11 protein-coding genes are annotated in these 16,397 nt (G+C 66.2%); 4 read left to right on the forward strand and 7 right to left on the reverse strand.

Translation table 11 applies throughout. The features are described from left to right. Window position 1 precedes the first annotated feature (1 nt). The gene (locus DVB37_RS24240) at window positions 2-2,263 is read right to left on the reverse strand and encodes an arginine/lysine/ornithine decarboxylase (RefSeq protein WP_046805107.1); all 2,262 of its coding nucleotides are present in this window, start codon (window positions 2,261-2,263) and stop codon (window positions 2-4) included. Between the two features lie 241 nt (window positions 2,264-2,504). Next, entirely contained in the window at window positions 2,505-2,957 is a 453-nt protein-coding gene (locus DVB37_RS24245) for a hypothetical protein (protein ID WP_120156999.1), read from the reverse strand. A gap of 113 nt (window positions 2,958-3,070) precedes the next feature. On the opposite strand from DVB37_RS24245, the gene DVB37_RS24250 reads away from it, so the two are divergent. Beyond that, window positions 3,071-3,589 (forward strand): GNAT family N-acetyltransferase, encoded by a 519-nt coding sequence (locus DVB37_RS24250; RefSeq protein WP_120157000.1) that lies wholly within the window; start codon window positions 3,071-3,073, stop codon window positions 3,587-3,589. Window positions 3,590-3,611: 22 nt separating this feature from the next. On the opposite strand, the gene DVB37_RS24255 is transcribed toward DVB37_RS24250, so the two are convergent. Beyond that, window positions 3,612-4,853 (reverse strand): diguanylate cyclase, encoded by a 1,242-nt coding sequence (locus tag DVB37_RS24255; RefSeq protein ID WP_120157629.1) that lies wholly within the window; start codon window positions 4,851-4,853, stop codon window positions 3,612-3,614. A gap of 160 nt (window positions 4,854-5,013) precedes the next feature. Between DVB37_RS24255 and DVB37_RS24260 the strand changes: the two genes are divergently transcribed. Next, window positions 5,014-5,883: a GNAT family N-acetyltransferase gene (locus tag DVB37_RS24260; protein WP_120157001.1), complete on the forward strand. Its 870-nt coding sequence runs from the start codon at window positions 5,014-5,016 to the stop codon at window positions 5,881-5,883. A gap of 18 nt (window positions 5,884-5,901) precedes the next feature. On the opposite strand, the gene dcd is transcribed toward DVB37_RS24260, so the two are convergent. The 4 genes from dcd to apbC are packed head-to-tail and all read right to left on the reverse strand — an operon-like array spanning window position 5,902 to window position 13,640. Then, entirely contained in the window at window positions 5,902-6,465 is a 564-nt protein-coding gene (gene dcd / locus DVB37_RS24265) for a dCTP deaminase (protein ID WP_006221748.1), read from the reverse strand. A 42-nt stretch (window positions 6,466-6,507) separates the two neighbouring features. Then, window positions 6,508-10,656: a translocation/assembly module TamB domain-containing protein gene (locus DVB37_RS24270; RefSeq protein ID WP_240433988.1), complete on the reverse strand. Its 4,149-nt coding sequence runs from the start codon at window positions 10,654-10,656 to the stop codon at window positions 6,508-6,510. Beyond that, a complete protein-coding gene (locus DVB37_RS24275) occupies window positions 10,653-12,548 on the reverse strand; it encodes an autotransporter assembly complex family protein (protein ID WP_120157002.1) in 1,896 nt (631 codons plus the stop codon). The genes DVB37_RS24270 and DVB37_RS24275 overlap by 4 nt, the downstream gene beginning before the upstream one ends. 3 nt (window positions 12,549-12,551) lie before the next feature. Continuing rightward, complete coding sequence (gene apbC / locus DVB37_RS24280; protein WP_120157003.1) at window positions 12,552-13,640, reverse strand: iron-sulfur cluster carrier protein ApbC; 1,089 nt, start codon at window positions 13,638-13,640, stop codon at window positions 12,552-12,554. Window positions 13,641-13,741: 101 nt separating this feature from the next. Here apbC and DVB37_RS24285 point away from each other — a divergent pair, with 101 nt between their 5' ends. Further along, a complete protein-coding gene (locus tag DVB37_RS24285; protein ID WP_006221752.1) occupies window positions 13,742-14,017 on the forward strand; it encodes a hypothetical protein in 276 nt (91 codons plus the stop codon). A gap of 269 nt (window positions 14,018-14,286) precedes the next feature. Beyond that, window positions 14,287-16,353 (forward strand): methionine--tRNA ligase, encoded by a 2,067-nt coding sequence (metG, locus tag DVB37_RS24290; RefSeq protein ID WP_104141912.1) that lies wholly within the window; start codon window positions 14,287-14,289, stop codon window positions 16,351-16,353. Window positions 16,354-16,397 lie beyond the last annotated feature (44 nt).

Here is a 16,397-nt window from a genome sequence, read left to right on the forward strand (position 1 = left end):
CTTATTCTTCGATCAGGCAATCAACGTAGTAGCGCTTTTCGCCATCCGGACCCAGTTCGTCGGCCAGGCCGTGAATATAGGTTTCGAAGCCGGGGAAGCGCTCGTTGAATTCGCGCGCGAATTGCAGGTACTGCACGATCGTGCGGTTAAAGCGTTCGCCCGGAATCAACAGCGGAATGCCCGGGGGATACGGCGTCAACAGCACGCCCGTGACGCGGCCTTCCAGCTTGTCGATGTCGACACGCTCGACCTCGCGGTGCGCCATGCGCGCAAAGGCGTCCGACGGCTTCAGCGCCGGCACCATGTCGCTCAGGTACATCTCGGTGGTCAGGCGGGCGACGTCGCGCGCACGGTAGGCTTCGTGGATTTCCTGGCACAGATCGCGCAGGCCCATGCGTTCGTAGCGGCGATGCACGCGGCAGAAGTCGGGCAGGATGCGCCACAGCGGCTGGTTGCGATCGTAGTCGTCCTTGAACTGCTGCAACGCGGTCAACAGCGTGTTCCAGCGGCCCTTGGTAATGCCGATGGTGAACAGGATGAAGAACGAATACAGGCCGGTCTTTTCGACCACGACGCCGTGCTCGGTCAGGTACTTGGAGACCAGCGCGGCCGGGATACCCGTTTCGCCGAAGCTGCCCGACATGTCCAGCCCCGGCGTGATGACCGTGGCCTTGATCGGGTCCAGCATGTTGAAGCCTTCGGCCATTTCGCCGAAGCCGTGCCAGTGGTCGTTGGCTTCCAGGATCCATTCGTCGCGGTTGCCGATGCCTTCGGACACCAGGCGGTTCGGGCCCCAGACCTTGAACCACCAGTCGTTCTTGCCGAATTCGGATTCCACCTTGCGCATGGCGCGGCGGAAGTCCAGCGCTTCGCGGATGCTTTCCTCGACCAGCGCGGTGCCACCGGGCGGCTCCATCATGGCGGCGGCCACGTCGCACGACGCGATGATCGCGTACTGCGGCGAGGTCGACGTGTGCATCAGGTACGCCTCGTTGAAGACGTTGCGGTCCAGCTTGCGGGTCTCGGATTCCTGCACGATGATCTGCGAAGCCTGCGAAATGCCGGCCAGCAACTTGTGCGTGGAGTGCGTGGCGAAGACCATCGCGTCCTGGCTGCGCGGGCGGTCCTGGCCGATGGCGTGCATGTCCTGGTAGAACTCGTGGAACGAGGCGTGCGGCAGCCAGGCTTCGTCAAAGTGCAGCGTATCGACATAGCTGCCCAGCTGCTCCTTGATCATTTCCACGTTGTAGATGACGCCGTCGTACGTGCTTTGCGTCAGCGTCAGGATGCGCGGATTCTTGTTCACCGCTTCGCGCGCGAAGGGGTTGGCCTCGATCTTCTTGCGGATGTTGTCCGGGTGGAATTCTTCCAGCGGAATCGGGCCGATGATGCCCAGGTGGTTGCGCGTGGGGCGCAGGAACACCGGGATCGCGCCCGTCATCGTGATGGCGTGCAGGATCGACTTGTGGCAGTTGCGGTCCACCACGACCACGTCGCCGGCGGCCACGTTGGCGTGCCACACGACCTTGTTGGACGTGGACGTGCCGTTGGTCACGAAAAAGCAGTGGTCGGCGTGGAAGATGCGCGCGGCGTTCAGCTCGGACTCGGCCACGGGGCCGGTGTGGTCCAGCAACTGGCCCAGTTCGTCCACGGCGTTGCAGACGTCGGCGCGCAGCATGTTTTCACCGAAGAACTGGTGGAACATGCGGCCCACGGGGCTCTTCAGGAAGGCGACGCCGCCCGAGTGGCCCGGGCAGTGCCAGGAATACGAGCCGTCTTGCGCGTACTTGACCAGCTCGCGAAAGAACGGCGGCGGCAGCGAATCCACGTAGCTGCGCGCTTCGCGGATGATGTGGCGCGCCACGAATTCGGGGGTGTCCTCGAACATGTGGATGAAGCCGTGCAGTTCGCGCAGGATGTCGTTCGGAATGTGTTCCGACGTGCGCGTCTCGCCATACAGATAGATGGGGATGTCGGCGTTGCGAAAGCGCAGTTCGCCGATGAACATGCGCAGGTTCTTGATGGCGCTGGCCACGTCTTCGGGCGAGTCCACGTCGAACTCTTCATCGTCAATCGACAGGATGAAGGCGCTGGCCCGGCTTTGCTGTTGCGCGAACGAACTCAGGTCGCCATAGCTGGTCACCCCGATCACCTCGACGCCCTCGGCCTCGATCGCTTCAGATAAGGCACGAATACCCAAACCGGACGCGTTCTCGGAACGGTAGTCCTCGTCGATGATGAAAATGGGGAAGCGAAATTTCATGCAGGCGCTCCTGGGGGCATGGCGGGTTCGGTCGCATAACGCGGCGCGAGTGTACTGCTAGTAAAAATCCGCCTGATGACAGACGGCGCGAGCCCCCGCCCAACAGGCGGGAATGGCGGAATTGTAGGGCTGTTTTTCTTTCAGTCCTACGGGAAATCCCCAGATAGGCCGAACAGCCGTTGTCATCGCGCCAAAAGCCGGGCTTTCAGCACAGCGACAGCAACGGCGGCACGGAGCAAACCTAGCGGATGGTGCGGGCTTCGCCGGCTTCCAATGCCAAGGTGAACTGCTCGAAGTAGGCGGGGATGGACTCGGTGGCCCCGTCCCGGATCCGGCGTTCTACCTTGGCGATGGCGCCAAAGCAGACTTCGGCCCCGGGTTCGCCACAGACGAGCACGACCGGGTCTTCGTCGTCGCAGACCTCGTACAGCCCGCCATGCGCCCGGCGTCCAACCTCGTAGAGGTAGGCGGCGGCGCCAACGGTTTGCATGGGGGTAAGCGGCAAGGTGCCCAGGCGGGCGGCTTCCAGCGCGGTATCGAGCGCGTGGATGCTGGACAGGGAGTAGTCCAATATGGCGCCGGTGGATTCGGCGGCTTGTACAAAGTCTTGCGCGGCGTCTGCCACCCGTTCGACAAATGCGTCCTGCACTTCATCAAGGGTGGCTTCCTGGTTTGTCTTGAGGAAACCGAACATCGTTGGCTCCTTTGTGAAAACCGCAAGCGGCAATAGGGCCATTATAGGCAAGCGTGTTACCTATAATCGGCGGGAAACCCCTCAACGTTTCCTATTCCCAACACTTGCCGCCCATGACCGCACCGCTAGTCAGACGCCTGACCGCCCGTGACGCCCCGTCACTACGACGTTTGCGCCTGGACGCCCTGATTGAAACGCCGGAATCGTTCGGATCGAGTTACGAAGAGGAACACACGCTGACACTGGACGACATCAAAGGCTGGGTCACGCCGCAGGACGACAGCGCGATGTTCGGGGTGTTCGTGGGTGATGACCTGGTGGGCATCATCGGCGTGGGCCGCCAGCGCAAGTTGAAGATGCGGCACAAGGCGCATATCTGGAGCGTGTACGTCGCGCCCGAACAGCGTGGCCACGGGCTGGGGCGGCTCTTGTTGCAAGCCGCCATCGCGCATGCCCGCACCATGCGCGGCATACGTCAGGTGCAGCTAAGCGTCACGTCCAACAACACGTCGGCCGCCGCCTTGTATGCCGGCCTGGGCTTCGTGGAATACGGGCGCGAACGCGAGGCGCTATGCGTCAATGACCAGCTTTACGACGAAACGCTGATGGCGCTGCCGTTGGCGGAAAAGTAAACGACAAAGCGGGCGGAGCGCCCTACGCCGCCGCCCCGCGCCGCCGCGTGCCGTGGGCGCACACCTGATTGCGGCCACCGTCCTTGGCCTTGTACAGCGCCTGGTCGGCCGCCTTGATGACCGCGTCCGGCGCACGCAGCGCGTCGCCCCGCTCGGCCACGCCGATGCTTACCGTTACCCGCAGCGGACGCGGGTTGCGCGCACCGCGCGCACCGCGCCGGCGCTGGCCCAGTTGATCTGCCTTGGGTCGCGCGGGCTTGTCGCGCAGGCGCATCTGGTAGGCCTCGATTGCGCGGCGCACCGCTTCCAGGTGCGGCAGGCTTTCCGCCGCCGTCTTGCCCGGAAACACCAACGTGAATTCTTCGCCGCCGTAGCGATACGCCTGCCCACCGCCCGGCACGCGCCGCAGCTGCGACGCCACCATGCGCAGCACCTGGTCGCCCACGTCGTGCCCGTGCGTATCGTTGAATGCCTTGAAATGGTCCACGTCGGCCATCGCCAGCGTGTAGACGCGGCCCATGCGTTGCAGGCGTTCGTTCAGCGCGCGCCGGCCCGGCAAGCCGGTCAGCTCGTCGCGAAACGCCATGTGAAAGCCTTCGTGGGCCAGTGAAATGCACAGCGCCGTCAGCGCGGCGGCGGACATCAGGGCCAGTTCGATCGGATGCTGCGCGCCGCGCGGCAATGCCCACGCCATGCACACAAACCCCAACCATTGTCCGGCCTGTTGCGGGCGGCCATAACGCAGCAGCAACAGGGTCAGCGTCAGACCGGTGCCCAGCAACGCCACCAGCGCCTCGACCGGCACGCCAAGCCGCGCCAGCTTGCCTTGCAGGGCAAGCGTGCCAAACACTTCCACCAGCCCTTCTTTGCCGACCAGCGCAATGCCGGCCATGCCGACGGCAATCAGGCCGATGCGCAGCGCCAGGTCCAACAGCATGCTGGATCGTTCGGCCCACAGCGCGTTGATGGTGTAGGCAATGGCCCACCACGCCAGCGCGGGGCCCAACGCCCATGGCGCCTCGCGCGCCAGCGTCGGCCATACCGCCGTGGCCGCCAGCACGCACAGCATCAGCGCCATGGTTTGCGAACGCTGATACATCAAACAGATGGCCGCGCCGATCAGCGCCATCACCCACGGCACGAACGGCACGATCAAGGTCAGCGCGGGCGGCCACTCGCGCCACAGCATCAGGCCTACCGCGGCGGCCACTGGCAACGCGGGGTAGAACAACAGGGGCAGCCAGGGGATATGGGGGTAACGCACGGTGGGGGCCTTGCTCGCTTGCAGAGATGACGTCGCCAAATCGGCAAACATATATATCCTTTTTACGGTCGCCGGCGGGGGTTCTTTAGCGCGGTTACCGCTGTGTCGCCGGCCCCTGGCGCGCGTGATATGTTTTCATCCCCGCCGAAGGAATGCCGCCATGCAGCTGCTTGTGAATATCGATGTGCCCGATCTTGAACACGCCATCGTCTTCTACGAACGCGCCTTCGGGCTGACGCTGCACCGGCGGCTGGGGCCGAAAGCGGCTGAAATGCTGGGCGCCAACGCCCCCATCTATCTGCTGGAAAAGGCCGCTGGCACCACCGCGACGGGTGCGGCGGGTGCGGCAGGCGCGGCGGCGCCATCGCGCGATTACGCCCGCCATTGGACGCCCGTGCACCTGGACGTCGTCGTGCCCGACGTGGACCGGGCCGTCGATCAGGCCGTAGCCGCCGGCGCCATCCTGGAAGGCCACGCTGCCACTCACGCCTGGGGCCGCATCGCGCACCTTAGCGACCCATATGGCCACGGCATCTGCATCCTGCAATTCTTGGGACGCGGCTATGACGAAATCACGGGCGATCAGGTGCGCACCCTGCCCGTCTCGGCATCCGACTTCGATGCGCTGGCCGACATCCGCGTGCAGGCCATGCGCGACAGCCTGGAACGAGCGGGCAGATTCGACCCGGCGCGTGCCCGGGAACGGCTGCGCGCCAATTTCCACCCGGATTGCACCTGGTGGATCGAACATGCCGGAAAACGGGTGGGGTTCTATGCCCTGCGGCCGGACGGCCAGGGCCTGCGGCTGGACCACCTGTACCTCGCGCCCGCCGCGCAGGGACAGGGCCTGGGCGGCCGCGTCCTGCAACGGATTCTGGGTGACGCCGACAGCCAGGGGCTGCCGGTCAGTGTGGGCGCGCTGCGGGGCAGCGATTCGAACCGGTTTTATCGCCGGCACGGGTTTGTGCAGACGGCCGAGTCGGAATGGGATATCGACTACCTGCGCCCGGCGCCGGGGCTCGCGGGCTAAGCCGCCAGCGCCGCCCGATCAGGTGCGCGGCAGCGTCACGCCGCGTTGGCCCTGGTATTTGCCGCCACGGTCCGCGTACGAGGTCTCGCACACTTCGTCGCTTTCCAGGAACAGCATCTGCGCGCAGCCTTCGCCGGCGTAGATCTTGGCGGGCAGCGGCGTGGTGTTCGAGAATTCCAGCGTGACGTGGCCTTCCCATTCGGGTTCCAGCGGCGTCACGTTGACGATGATGCCGCAGCGCGCGTAGGTGCTTTTGCCCAGGCAAATGGTCAGGACGCTGCGCGGAATACGGAAGTATTCCACCGTGCGGGCCAGGGCGAACGAGTTCGGCGGGATGATGCAAACATCACCCTTGAAGTCCACGAACGAGCCTTCGTCGAAGTTTTTCGGGTCGACGATGGTGGAATTGATGTTCGTGAAAATCTTGAATTCATCGGCGCAGCGCACGTCGTAGCCGTAGCTGCTGGTGCCGTAGCTGACGATGCGCCCGCCATTGGCCGTGCGGACCTGGCCCGGTTCAAAGGGTTCGATCATGCCGGCGTCGGCCTGGCGGCGGATCCAGCGGTCGCTTTTGATGCTCATGGTGGGAATGGTGCTAAAGGGGTGAAGTGGCCGTCATTTTACTCAGTTCCCCCAGAACGTCCGGTACACCAGCGCGATGCCGTTGACCGACCCACCTTTCAAGTCCACGGAAAGCCCGCGCGCCAGACGGTAACTGGCCCGGCCCACGGTGTCGCTGCCGGCCAGCGCCTGCTCCACGCTTAGCGTGATGCCGTTGGCGAAAGACTTGCTGGCCACCAGGAACTGGGTTGCCAGCTGGCTGTCACTGTCCCGGTTTACGTCGCCGGCCACCGTGCGGTCGGGCAGGATGCTGCCCGAACTGCCGATATTGCCGGTGCGCACGCTGACATCGTCCAGCCCGAACTGCTTGTAGAACGGCTGGCCGCCGCCCAGCAGCGCGGTGCCCACCGACACCAGCAAGGCCGCGTCGCTGCCGCTTTCGTCGGGTCCGCGCCCCAGCAGCAGCCAGGACAGCTTTTCGACATCGCTGACGTCCGGGTAGGACACCAGGTCGATACGCGGGCGCTGCGCGGTGCCGACCACCTTGACGCCGGCCTCAACCTGTTCGCCCGTGCGCAGGGCTTCGATGTCCAGCAGCGGGTTGTCCAGCCGGCCCTGGAACGTCAGCGTGCCCCGGCTGAGACGCAGCTTCTGGCCATAGGCCTCGATGCCGCCGCCCCGCGTGCGCAACGCGCCCACGCCGGTCAGCCGGCCGTCATTAAGCAGAATCTGGATGGAGCCCAGCAGCCCGGCGTCCAGCCCCATGCCCGTAATGTAGAAACGCGGCCCCATGTCGAACTTCAGGTTCATGCTGGTTTGCAGCGGCGTGGACACCGTGGCGCGATCCTGGCCCGGATGAATGACTTTGACGTCGTCATCCAGCGACGGCACGCCCTGCAGGATTTCCAGGCTGAACCACCCGGCGTCAGCCTTGAGGTCGCCCACGATGTCGATGCGCGGCATGGCGGCCGTCAGCGTGACCGTGCCGGAAACCATGGCGTAGCGGTCCGAGCGCTGCAAGGCCGGAAAGCGGTACAGCGTCAGCTTGATGTCGCCGCCGCCGTCCATGATGTTCCACTGCCCGCGCGCCTCGGCGTAGCCGCCCTTGGCCTCGGGGTTGGTCGTGATCCATTCCTTGGTGCGCCATTCGGCCGGCATCACGCGCAGCGATGCCGGAAAGCGCAGGCTGTCCAGCACCAGCCGCTGGCCGTCCAGCCGCGCCGACAGCGTGCCGTCCACCAGGCGCACGCCGTCGTCAATGCGGACCAGGCGCAGCTTGTCGCCCCGGATGTTGCCCGTGGCCGACCATTTTCCGGCCAAGGTGCCTTGCACCTCGACGTTGGCCTTGACGGCGCCGCCCACTTCCATCGAATCGCCCACAAACAGGCCGACCCAGGCCAGATCGGCAATGTCGGCGTCCAGCTTGGCACGCAGCGGCTGGCGCTCGTCCAGCGCCATGCCGCCCTTGGCGTCCACGCGCAGCACGGCGGTGCCGGTGCCGTTCACGGTGCCCATCTTGGCGGTAGCCAGGTCGATTCTGGCGTCCAGGCGGCTGGCGTTGGGCGACGTGGGCGTGGCCGTCAGGTCCAGCACAAGCGCCTTCAATCCCAGGGGGACGGGCGGGTCGCCCGGGATCAGCAGGTCGCCTTCACGGCGGGCAATGCGCGCCTTGCCCGCCAGGCGGCCGTCAAATTTCAAGTCCCAAAGCAGGTCCAGGGCGATGCGGCGCTGGCCCTCGGGCACCATGGCGTTTACGCGCGAGGGGCCCTTGCCCAGCTTGGCGGCGGCCTCGGGGTCCAGCGCGCCAATCACCTGGCGGGCCATGGCGGCCGTGATGACCAGGTTGTCGGCCTGGCCGGCGGTTTCCCAGCGCTTGCCACCGCCGCGCGAGCCTTGGTGCGCCAAGGTCAGGCGTTCCTTGCCCGGCAGCGTCACGCTGAGAACGGTCTGGCCCACCTGCCACTGCCATTGCGGGTGCACGGCCGACGGCAGATAGGCCAAAGAGACCGGCCGGTCTGCCGCCACGATGAACCCGGCGCTATCGGCCGTCAGCTTGGAAAAGGTGCCGCGCCAGCCCACCAGCGCCGCGTCGGGCTGGCCCGCGGGGCCCTTGCCCCAGCCGCCGGCAAAGACGATATTGGCTTTGGCCGGCGCTTCGCCCAGCACGCCCGCGCGGGGCTTGGCGGGGGTGTAACCGGCGTTCAGCTCGCCGCGATGCGCCGCGATATTGCCGGCCAGCTTGCCCTTGAGCTCGGCGCCGCCCGGGATGCCGGGCCAGAAGGCGTCCAGCTGCGGCGCCTGCGCGTCCAAGGTCAGCGCGCCGTCGGTGGCGTCCATCTCGCCCGATGCGCGGATGCGGTTACGACCCAGCTTCAAGTCCACGTCCAGGCCGTGAATGCGCAGTCCGGACAGCGGGTCGGAGGAGGCGGCGGGTGCGGTCGTTGGCGCCGTTGTGGAGCCCGCTGGTGCGGGTGCGGGTGCGGGTGCCGGTGCCGGTGCGGGTGCGGGTGCGGGTGCGGGTGCGGGTGCGGGTGCGGGTGCGGGTGCGGGTGCGGGTGCGGGTGCGGGTGCAGGTGCCGTTGCGGGTGCCGTTGCGGGTGCCGTTGCGGGTGCCGGCGCCGTCGCTGTTGCCGGTGCCGCGGCCGGTGCCGATCCGGGCTCGGTTGCGGCGATGTCCACTTGCGCTTTCACGCCGCCCGTCAGCGGCTGCTTGTTCCAGCGGGTGCCCTCTTCGAAACGCAGGTCAATGGCGGCATGGCGCAACTGGCTCAGGTTTTCAATGTCGGCCTGCACGTCGCCGCGCACCGTCAGGACTGCCGGGGGCACGTCCTTGCCCAACCACGGCGCCAGATCCAAACGCTGCGCGCTGATCGTGCCGGTGATGCGGTCGCGGCCGGCGACTTGGCCGGCGCCCGATTGCAGGTCGAACTGGGCGGCCAGGGTCGACTTATCCGGCAGCTGCGCGTTGGCGCGGGCGCTGCGCAGGATAAGCGCGGTGCGCGGGGCCAGGTCGGCCACCACGTCCAGCAGCATCCCCGACCCGGCACCGTCCAGCTTGGCCTGGATGCCATCCATCGACCCCGCCGCATCGGCGCGCAGCACGACCTGGCAGGCGGGCGCGGGCGGGCCGGCGATCTCGGAAGTAGCGGCTTTGGAGCCGGCGCTCGCGCCCGGCCCGGCGGCCACATTGGCGTTCCCCGTGGCTTTGGGATTTACCTGTGCGCTTGCTGTGGTCGTCCGCGCATCGGCTTTGTTGCGGCCCTGATTGGCTTTGGAGTTCGCCTGCGCGTCGGCTTTGGAGTTCGCCTGCACGTTCGCGTCGGACGCCGGCGCATTGGCTTTGGAGTTCGCCTGCGCGTTGCTCGGTGCGCTGCCGCGCGGTTTCGCCGATGTTCCCGATTGCGGCGCAGTCCGCGCGCCCGGTTGCGCCGTGCGTTCGGCGCCGGCGGCGGGCTTGGCTTGCGACGTCGTGTCCCCTTGCTTGCCCGTCGCGGCCGGACCCGCCGCGAATACGCCCCCTAATCGGTCCGCCTGACACAAGGGAGATTCGGGGCCGGACCCGCGCGCGGTCACATCCAGGCGCGCGGCGAACGGCCAGGGGTCGGCCATGCCTTGCAGCTGCGCTTCGCCCGACACCTGCGCCTCGCCCACCTCGTGGCCAACCCGCAGCGACGCGATGCGCAGCTGCGCGCCTTGCTTGCCGGCCGCGAACGTCGCGCTAAGGTCGCCCAGCGTGACCGGCAACGGCTGGCCGTCCTGCTCCAGTTGAAAATCACCCAGGGCCAGGCGGTCCACGGCAATATCCACGGGCAGGGACGGCAAGGAAAACGGCTCGTTATCGTCCGGCGTGGCGGGCGCCTCGGCTGACGGGGCCAAGGCCACGCGCACCGATTCCGCCGACACGTCGCGCACATGCAGCCGCCGCTGGCCCAGCGCGCGCCAGTCCACATTCAGATGTAGCCGGCTGATATCGACGCGCGTGCCGCCCGCGTCCAGGTCCAGCTTGCCCACGGTCACGCCGCGCAACAACGATCCGTTCACGTCCAGCGCCTGGCCGTTCAACTGCTGGGCGGCGGTGGTCAGCAACAGCCGCGTGCCACTTTGCGACCCCACCAGCCAGAACAGGAAGCCGGCGGCCAGCAACAGCAGCATCGCCAAACCCGGCAGCCACCACACCAGCACCTGCCGCAGGAATTTGCGCAACAGCTTCAAAACGCGATCCCCAACGAAAAGTGCAGACGCAGGTCGCGCTCGCGCTGGCCGTAGGCCACGTCCAGGAACAAGGGGCCGGCGGGGGTGCGCACCCGCGCGCCGACGCCGTAGCCCACCGCCAGGGACATGTCGCCGAAGGACTCGGCGGCATCGCCCGCGTCCACGAACACGCCCATGCCCCAGCGTTCGTTGAAATAGTGGTCGTATTCGACGCTACCTACAACCAGCGTCGGCGCGCCCACCACGGCGTTGTCGCGTTGCACGCCGATGCTTTGATATTTGTAGCCGCGTATGGACCGCGCGCCGCCCGTGCGAAAGCCGAAGTCGTCCGGCACCTGCACCTTGCTGCTGGACCACACGCGGCCGACCTCGCCGCGCACCGTCAAGACGTCCAGCTTGCCGATGGGCCACCATTTCTGCGCACGCAGGCGGGCGCGGGTATAGGGTTCGCCAGTGTCCAGCGTCACGCCCACGCCGCCGCCCACGGCAATCAGGTTGCCTTCGCGCGGGTCATATTTGTTGTCGACGTCGCGGCGCAGCCATTCGGCCGTGGCGGTCAGCGTGGGCAACGTATATTCGTCGCCGCCGTCGATTTTTACGTGGTCCTGTGCCAGCAGCAGGCCCCAACGCGTTTCATATTCGACGCGGCTGTCGCCCGCGCCCTTGCGCTCTTGCAGACGCGTGGCGCCCAGGGCATAGCGGGTTACATCCAGGCCCTGGATGTCGGAATGGTCGGCCAGCACGCCAAACGAATCCTTGTAGCCGCGCTCGGTGGGCGGCAGCAGGAAGTCGGCGTAGGCGCGCTGACGCAGGCGGTCCACGCTGAAACCGGTTTCCATGGTGACGGGTTGGCCGAAGACCACGTTCTGGCGGTATAGCGATTCCACGCGCACGCCCGCCTCGTCGTCCACGCCGATCGAGGCCGTGAAGCGCTTGGGCGGCGCTTCCACCACGCGCACCTGCACGGGCAAGGTCACTTCGCCATCCGAGTCATAGGTGGGCGGCGGCGGCGGCACCGCGCCCGACACGGTGGGGTCGCCCGCGGGCGTGGCGGCGGCCACATCGGCAGAGCCGGGCGCGCGGGCGCGATCGGATTTCACGTCGGCCGCCTGCGGCGGCGTGCTGCCGGGCGGCTCCAACGACACGAAGGCGCCGCGAAAGAAGGCCGTTGATTGCAGGTCCTGCTGCCAGGTATCCAGTCGGTTCTGATCGTAGGCGGCCCCGACCGAATAGCGCACGTAGCGCTGCACCAGCTTGTCCGGTACGCGTTTCAGGCCTTCGGTGGTCAGTTCGCCCATACGGACCTGCGGCCCGCTGTCCACGGTCACCTGCAAGGCTGCGGTGGCCGTGTCGGCCATGATTTCCGCCTGCGATGCCGTCATGCGCGCCAGCATGAAGTCGCGCGTCGATATCTCGTCCAGCAGGTTCGACTTGGCGCGGTTCCAGTCACTATTGATGAATGGCTGTCCGGCCTTGAGCTGCCAGTCGTCGCGCAGCTTTTGCACACGCTGGGCGAATTCCGGACGCGTGATGCGGCCGGTGAACTTCAGGTCCACGGACGAGACGGTCGTGCGCTTGCCCGGCACGATGCCGATATCCCAGGTTTCCCCGCCGATATCGGTGCCGGATTCCAGCGTTACCGTGGGTGAAAAGTAACCCTGCGTGGCCAGCGCGGCCAGCGTGGCGTCGCGCGCACGGCGTCGCAGCCGGTTGATTTCGCCCCCGTCCTGGTCTTCAGCCAGCCGAGCAATGGCATCAACGGCCTCGGTAATGGCCGTCAGCGCGGCCGGCGGCACGCCGCCCGGGTCCACGATGACTTCCGGCCGCTTGGCCAACGCCTCGGCTGAAAACACGCATAGTCCTGCCAGAATGGCGCGGGCTGCCCATTGCATGTGTCAGGTCGGCTGCTGGACGACAATAGACGGGAATTTTCCGGCCATATCACGCGGTAGCGCGGCCACCCCGGCGGCCAGCTTGCGGGCAATGGCACGATAAAGCCCGGCGGCTTCGCTACCGGCATCCGACACCACGGTGGGCTTGCCGGCGTCCGTTTGTTCGCGGATGGCAAGCGTCAGCGGCAGGCTGCCCAGCCAGGGCGTTTGATACTGCTCGGCCATGCGCTGGCCGCCGCCTTCACCAAAAATGTGTTCGGCATGACCGCACTGCGAGCAGATGTGAATGGCCATGTTTTCGACCACGCCCAGAATCGGCACTTCAACCTTCTGGAACATGCGCAAGCCCTTGCGGGCGTCCAGCAGCGCGATGTCCTGCGGCGTGGTCACGATGACGGCGCCCACCACCGGCACCTTCTGCGCCAGCGTCAACGCCACATCGCCCGTGCCGGGAGGCATGTCGACGATCAGGTAATCCAGGTCGCGCCAATTGGTCTGGCGCAGCAACTGTTCCAGCGCCTGCGTCACCATCGGGCCGCGCCAGATGGCGGGGGAATCGGCGTCGATCAGGAAGCCGATGGAATTGGCCTGCAAGCCGTGGCCCGTCAGGGGTTCCATGCTTTTGTTGTCCAGGCTTTCCGGGCGGCCCGAAATGCCCAGCATCGTGGGCACGCTGGGTCCATAGATGTCGGCGTCCAGCACGCCGACCTTGGCGCCCTCGGCCGACAAGGCCAGCGCCAGGTTCACGGCGGTGGTGCTCTTGCCCACGCCGCCCTTGCCCGACGCAACGGCAATGATGTTGCGCACGTTGGGCAGCGGCTTCAAGCCCTTCTGCACCGCGTGGGCCGCAACCTTCCAGGTGATGTTGATGCGGGCGTCGGGAACGCCGGCCTGGGCCAGCGCCGCAGCCGCCACGGCGGCCACCTGTTCCCGCACGCCGTCGGCGGGATACCCCAATTCCAGGGTGACGGCCACGCGGCCGCCTGTCAGGTCGATGTCACGATCTTTTACAGAAACGCCCAGGTCCAAACCCGTGTTGGGGTCGCGCGCCGCGCGCAAAGCGGCGCGGATGTTTTCTATCGTTATACTCATGTCACTATGGTTCCGTAGGCAGCGCGGCTTCTGCGGGCCGCCATCCCCTAAAGGATAGCGGATACGCGGGAACCTTTCGCTGCGTTTTGCATCCGACCTTCATGACCAACACACTTATCCGCTTCTTCCGTGCCGTCCTTTTCGCCGCCCTGGCCTTGATCGGTATGGCGATGGCGCTGGTCTTCATGCTGTCCACGGCGCTTGCCGTGGCGATCCTTTACGTGGTCGCCAAGGTGCGCGGCAAACCTTTCGGCGTCCGCGCCTACTGGAGCCAGCGCCAAGGCGCCCGACCGGGACCCTTCCAGACCGCCACCGCCCCCTTCGCCACGCAACCGCGCGGCGATGTGATCGACGTCGAAGCTCGCGAAGTTCGCTAACGTCGGCATGACGTAAAACGCTTGCGCCGCGTGCGGCGCAAGCTTGCCGTTGCCTTTGCCGTTGCCTTTGCCGTCGCCCGGTACGACCGCCCGGACTGCCCGCACCGGGTACCGCCACCGACTGCCGGCCGCCACCCATTCCAACCCGCCTGAATCGCGTCCGCGCGATCGGCGGGTTGCGTCGTTATCGGGCCGCGCCGGGGCAAGTCCACGCCATTGTCCTAAAATGGCCCGCCAAACCCTTTTTCCCTCCCCCTCTGTCGACAACCATGTCTCGCACCCTATTTGTCACCACAGCGCTGCCCTACGCCAACGGATCCTTCCACATCGGCCACATCATGGAATACATCCAGGCTGATATCTGGGTGCGTTCGATGCGAATGGCGGGCCACACGGTGCATTTCGTGGGTGCCGACGACGCGCACGGCGCGCCGATCATGTTGAAGGCCGAAAAAGAGGGCATCACGCCGCAGGCGCTGGTGGCCCGCTATGCCGCTGAACGCCCGCAGTACCTGAACGGCTTCCACATCCGTTTCGACCACTGGCATTCCACCGATTCGGCGGAAAACGTCGCGCTGTCGCATGACATCTACCGCGCGCTGCGCGAGCAGAACCTGATCGAAACGCGCTCCATCGAACAGTTCTACGACCCGGTCAAGGGCATGTTCCTGGCCGACCGCTACATCAAGGGCGAATGCCCCAAGTGCCACGCCAAGGACCAATACGGCGATTCCTGCGAAGTGTGCGGCGCCGTGTACGCGCCCACCGAACTCATCAACCCGTATTCGGCGCTGACCGGCGCGACGCCGGTGCTGAAGTCGTCCGACCACTTTTTCTTCAAGTTGTCCGATCCCCGTTGCGTGGAATTCCTGCAGCAATGGACCACCGGGTCCAACGCCAACGGCGGCAAGCACTTGCAGCCGGAAATGCTGGCCAAGACGCGGGAATGGCTGGGCGCCGAAGACGGCGAGGCCAAGCTGGGCGACTGGGACATCTCGCGCGATGCCCCCTACTTCGGCATTGAGATCCCCGACGCGCCGGGCAAGTACTTCTACGTGTGGCTGGACGCACCGGTGGGCTATCTGGCGTCGCTGAAGTCGTACTGCGCGGTCAAGGGCCTGGACTTCGACGCCCTGCTCGACCCCAACGGCACCACCGAACAAGTGCACTTTATTGGCAAGGACATCGTGTATTTCCACGCGCTGTTCTGGCCCGCCATGCTGAAATTCGCCGGGCGCAAGACGCCGGACGCGGTCAATGTGCACGGTTTCATCACCGTCAGCGGTGAAAAAATGTCCAAGAGCCGCGGCACCGGCATTTCGCCGCTGCGCTATCTGGAGCTGGGCATGAACGCGGAATGGATGCGCTATTACATCGCCGCCAAGTTGAACGCCCGCGTCGAGGACGTGGACTTCAACCCCGAGGATTTCATCGCGCGCGTCAATAGCGACCTGGTCGGCAAATACGTCAACATCGCCAGCCGCGCCGCCAGCTTCATCACCAAGCACTTTGACGGCGTGCTGGGCTATTCCGGCGACACCGCCGCGTTGTCGGCCGAATACGCCGAACAGGCCGAGTCGATCCGCGCCGCTTTCGAGGCACGCGAATACAACCGCGCCATTCGCGAGATCATGGCTTACGCCGACCGCATCAACCAGGCGTTCGACACCGCGCAGCCGTGGGTGCTGGCCAAGGGCCTGGCCACCGCCGACGACGCGCAAAAGGCCGCGTTGCAAGACATCTGCTCGCGTTCGCTGGCCGGCTTCAAGGCGTTGTCGGTGATGCTGGCGCCGGTGCTGCCGTCGCTGGCCGAGCGCGTCGCGCTGGAGTTGTTTGGCGCCCAAGCGCCGTTCACCTGGGCCGATGCCGCCGTGCTGCCGCAGCGCGTGGCACCGTTCAAGCACCTGATGCAACGCGTGGAACCCCAGATGCTGGAAGACCTGTTCGAACCGCCCGCCGCCCCCGTCGTTGTGCCCGGTGGCGAGCCCGTTGCCGAAACCATTTCCATCGACGATTTCGCCCGCGTGGATCTGCGCATTGCGCAGATCGTCAACTGCGAACACGTCGAAGGCTCGACCAAGCTGCTGCGCCTGACGCTGGACGTGGGCGAAGGCCGCCACCGCAACGTGTTCTCGGGCATCAAGTCGGCCTACAAGCCCGAAGACCTGATCGGCAAGCTGACCGTCATGGTGGCCAACCTGGCGCCGCGCAAGATGAAGTTCGGCGTGTCCGAAGGCATGGTGCTGGCCGCCAGCCACGCGGACGAAGCCGTGGACGCCGGCATCTATGTGCTGGAGCCCTTCCCCGGCGCCAAGCCCGGCATGCGCGTGCGTTGATCGGCGCATCCGCCTGACGCAAAAAAGGCCCGCCGGTAATGGCG

This window comes from Achromobacter sp. B7 (genome assembly GCF_003600685.1).
In the GTDB taxonomy this organism is placed as follows: Bacteria; Pseudomonadota; Gammaproteobacteria; order Burkholderiales; family Burkholderiaceae_B; genus Achromobacter; species Achromobacter spanius_B.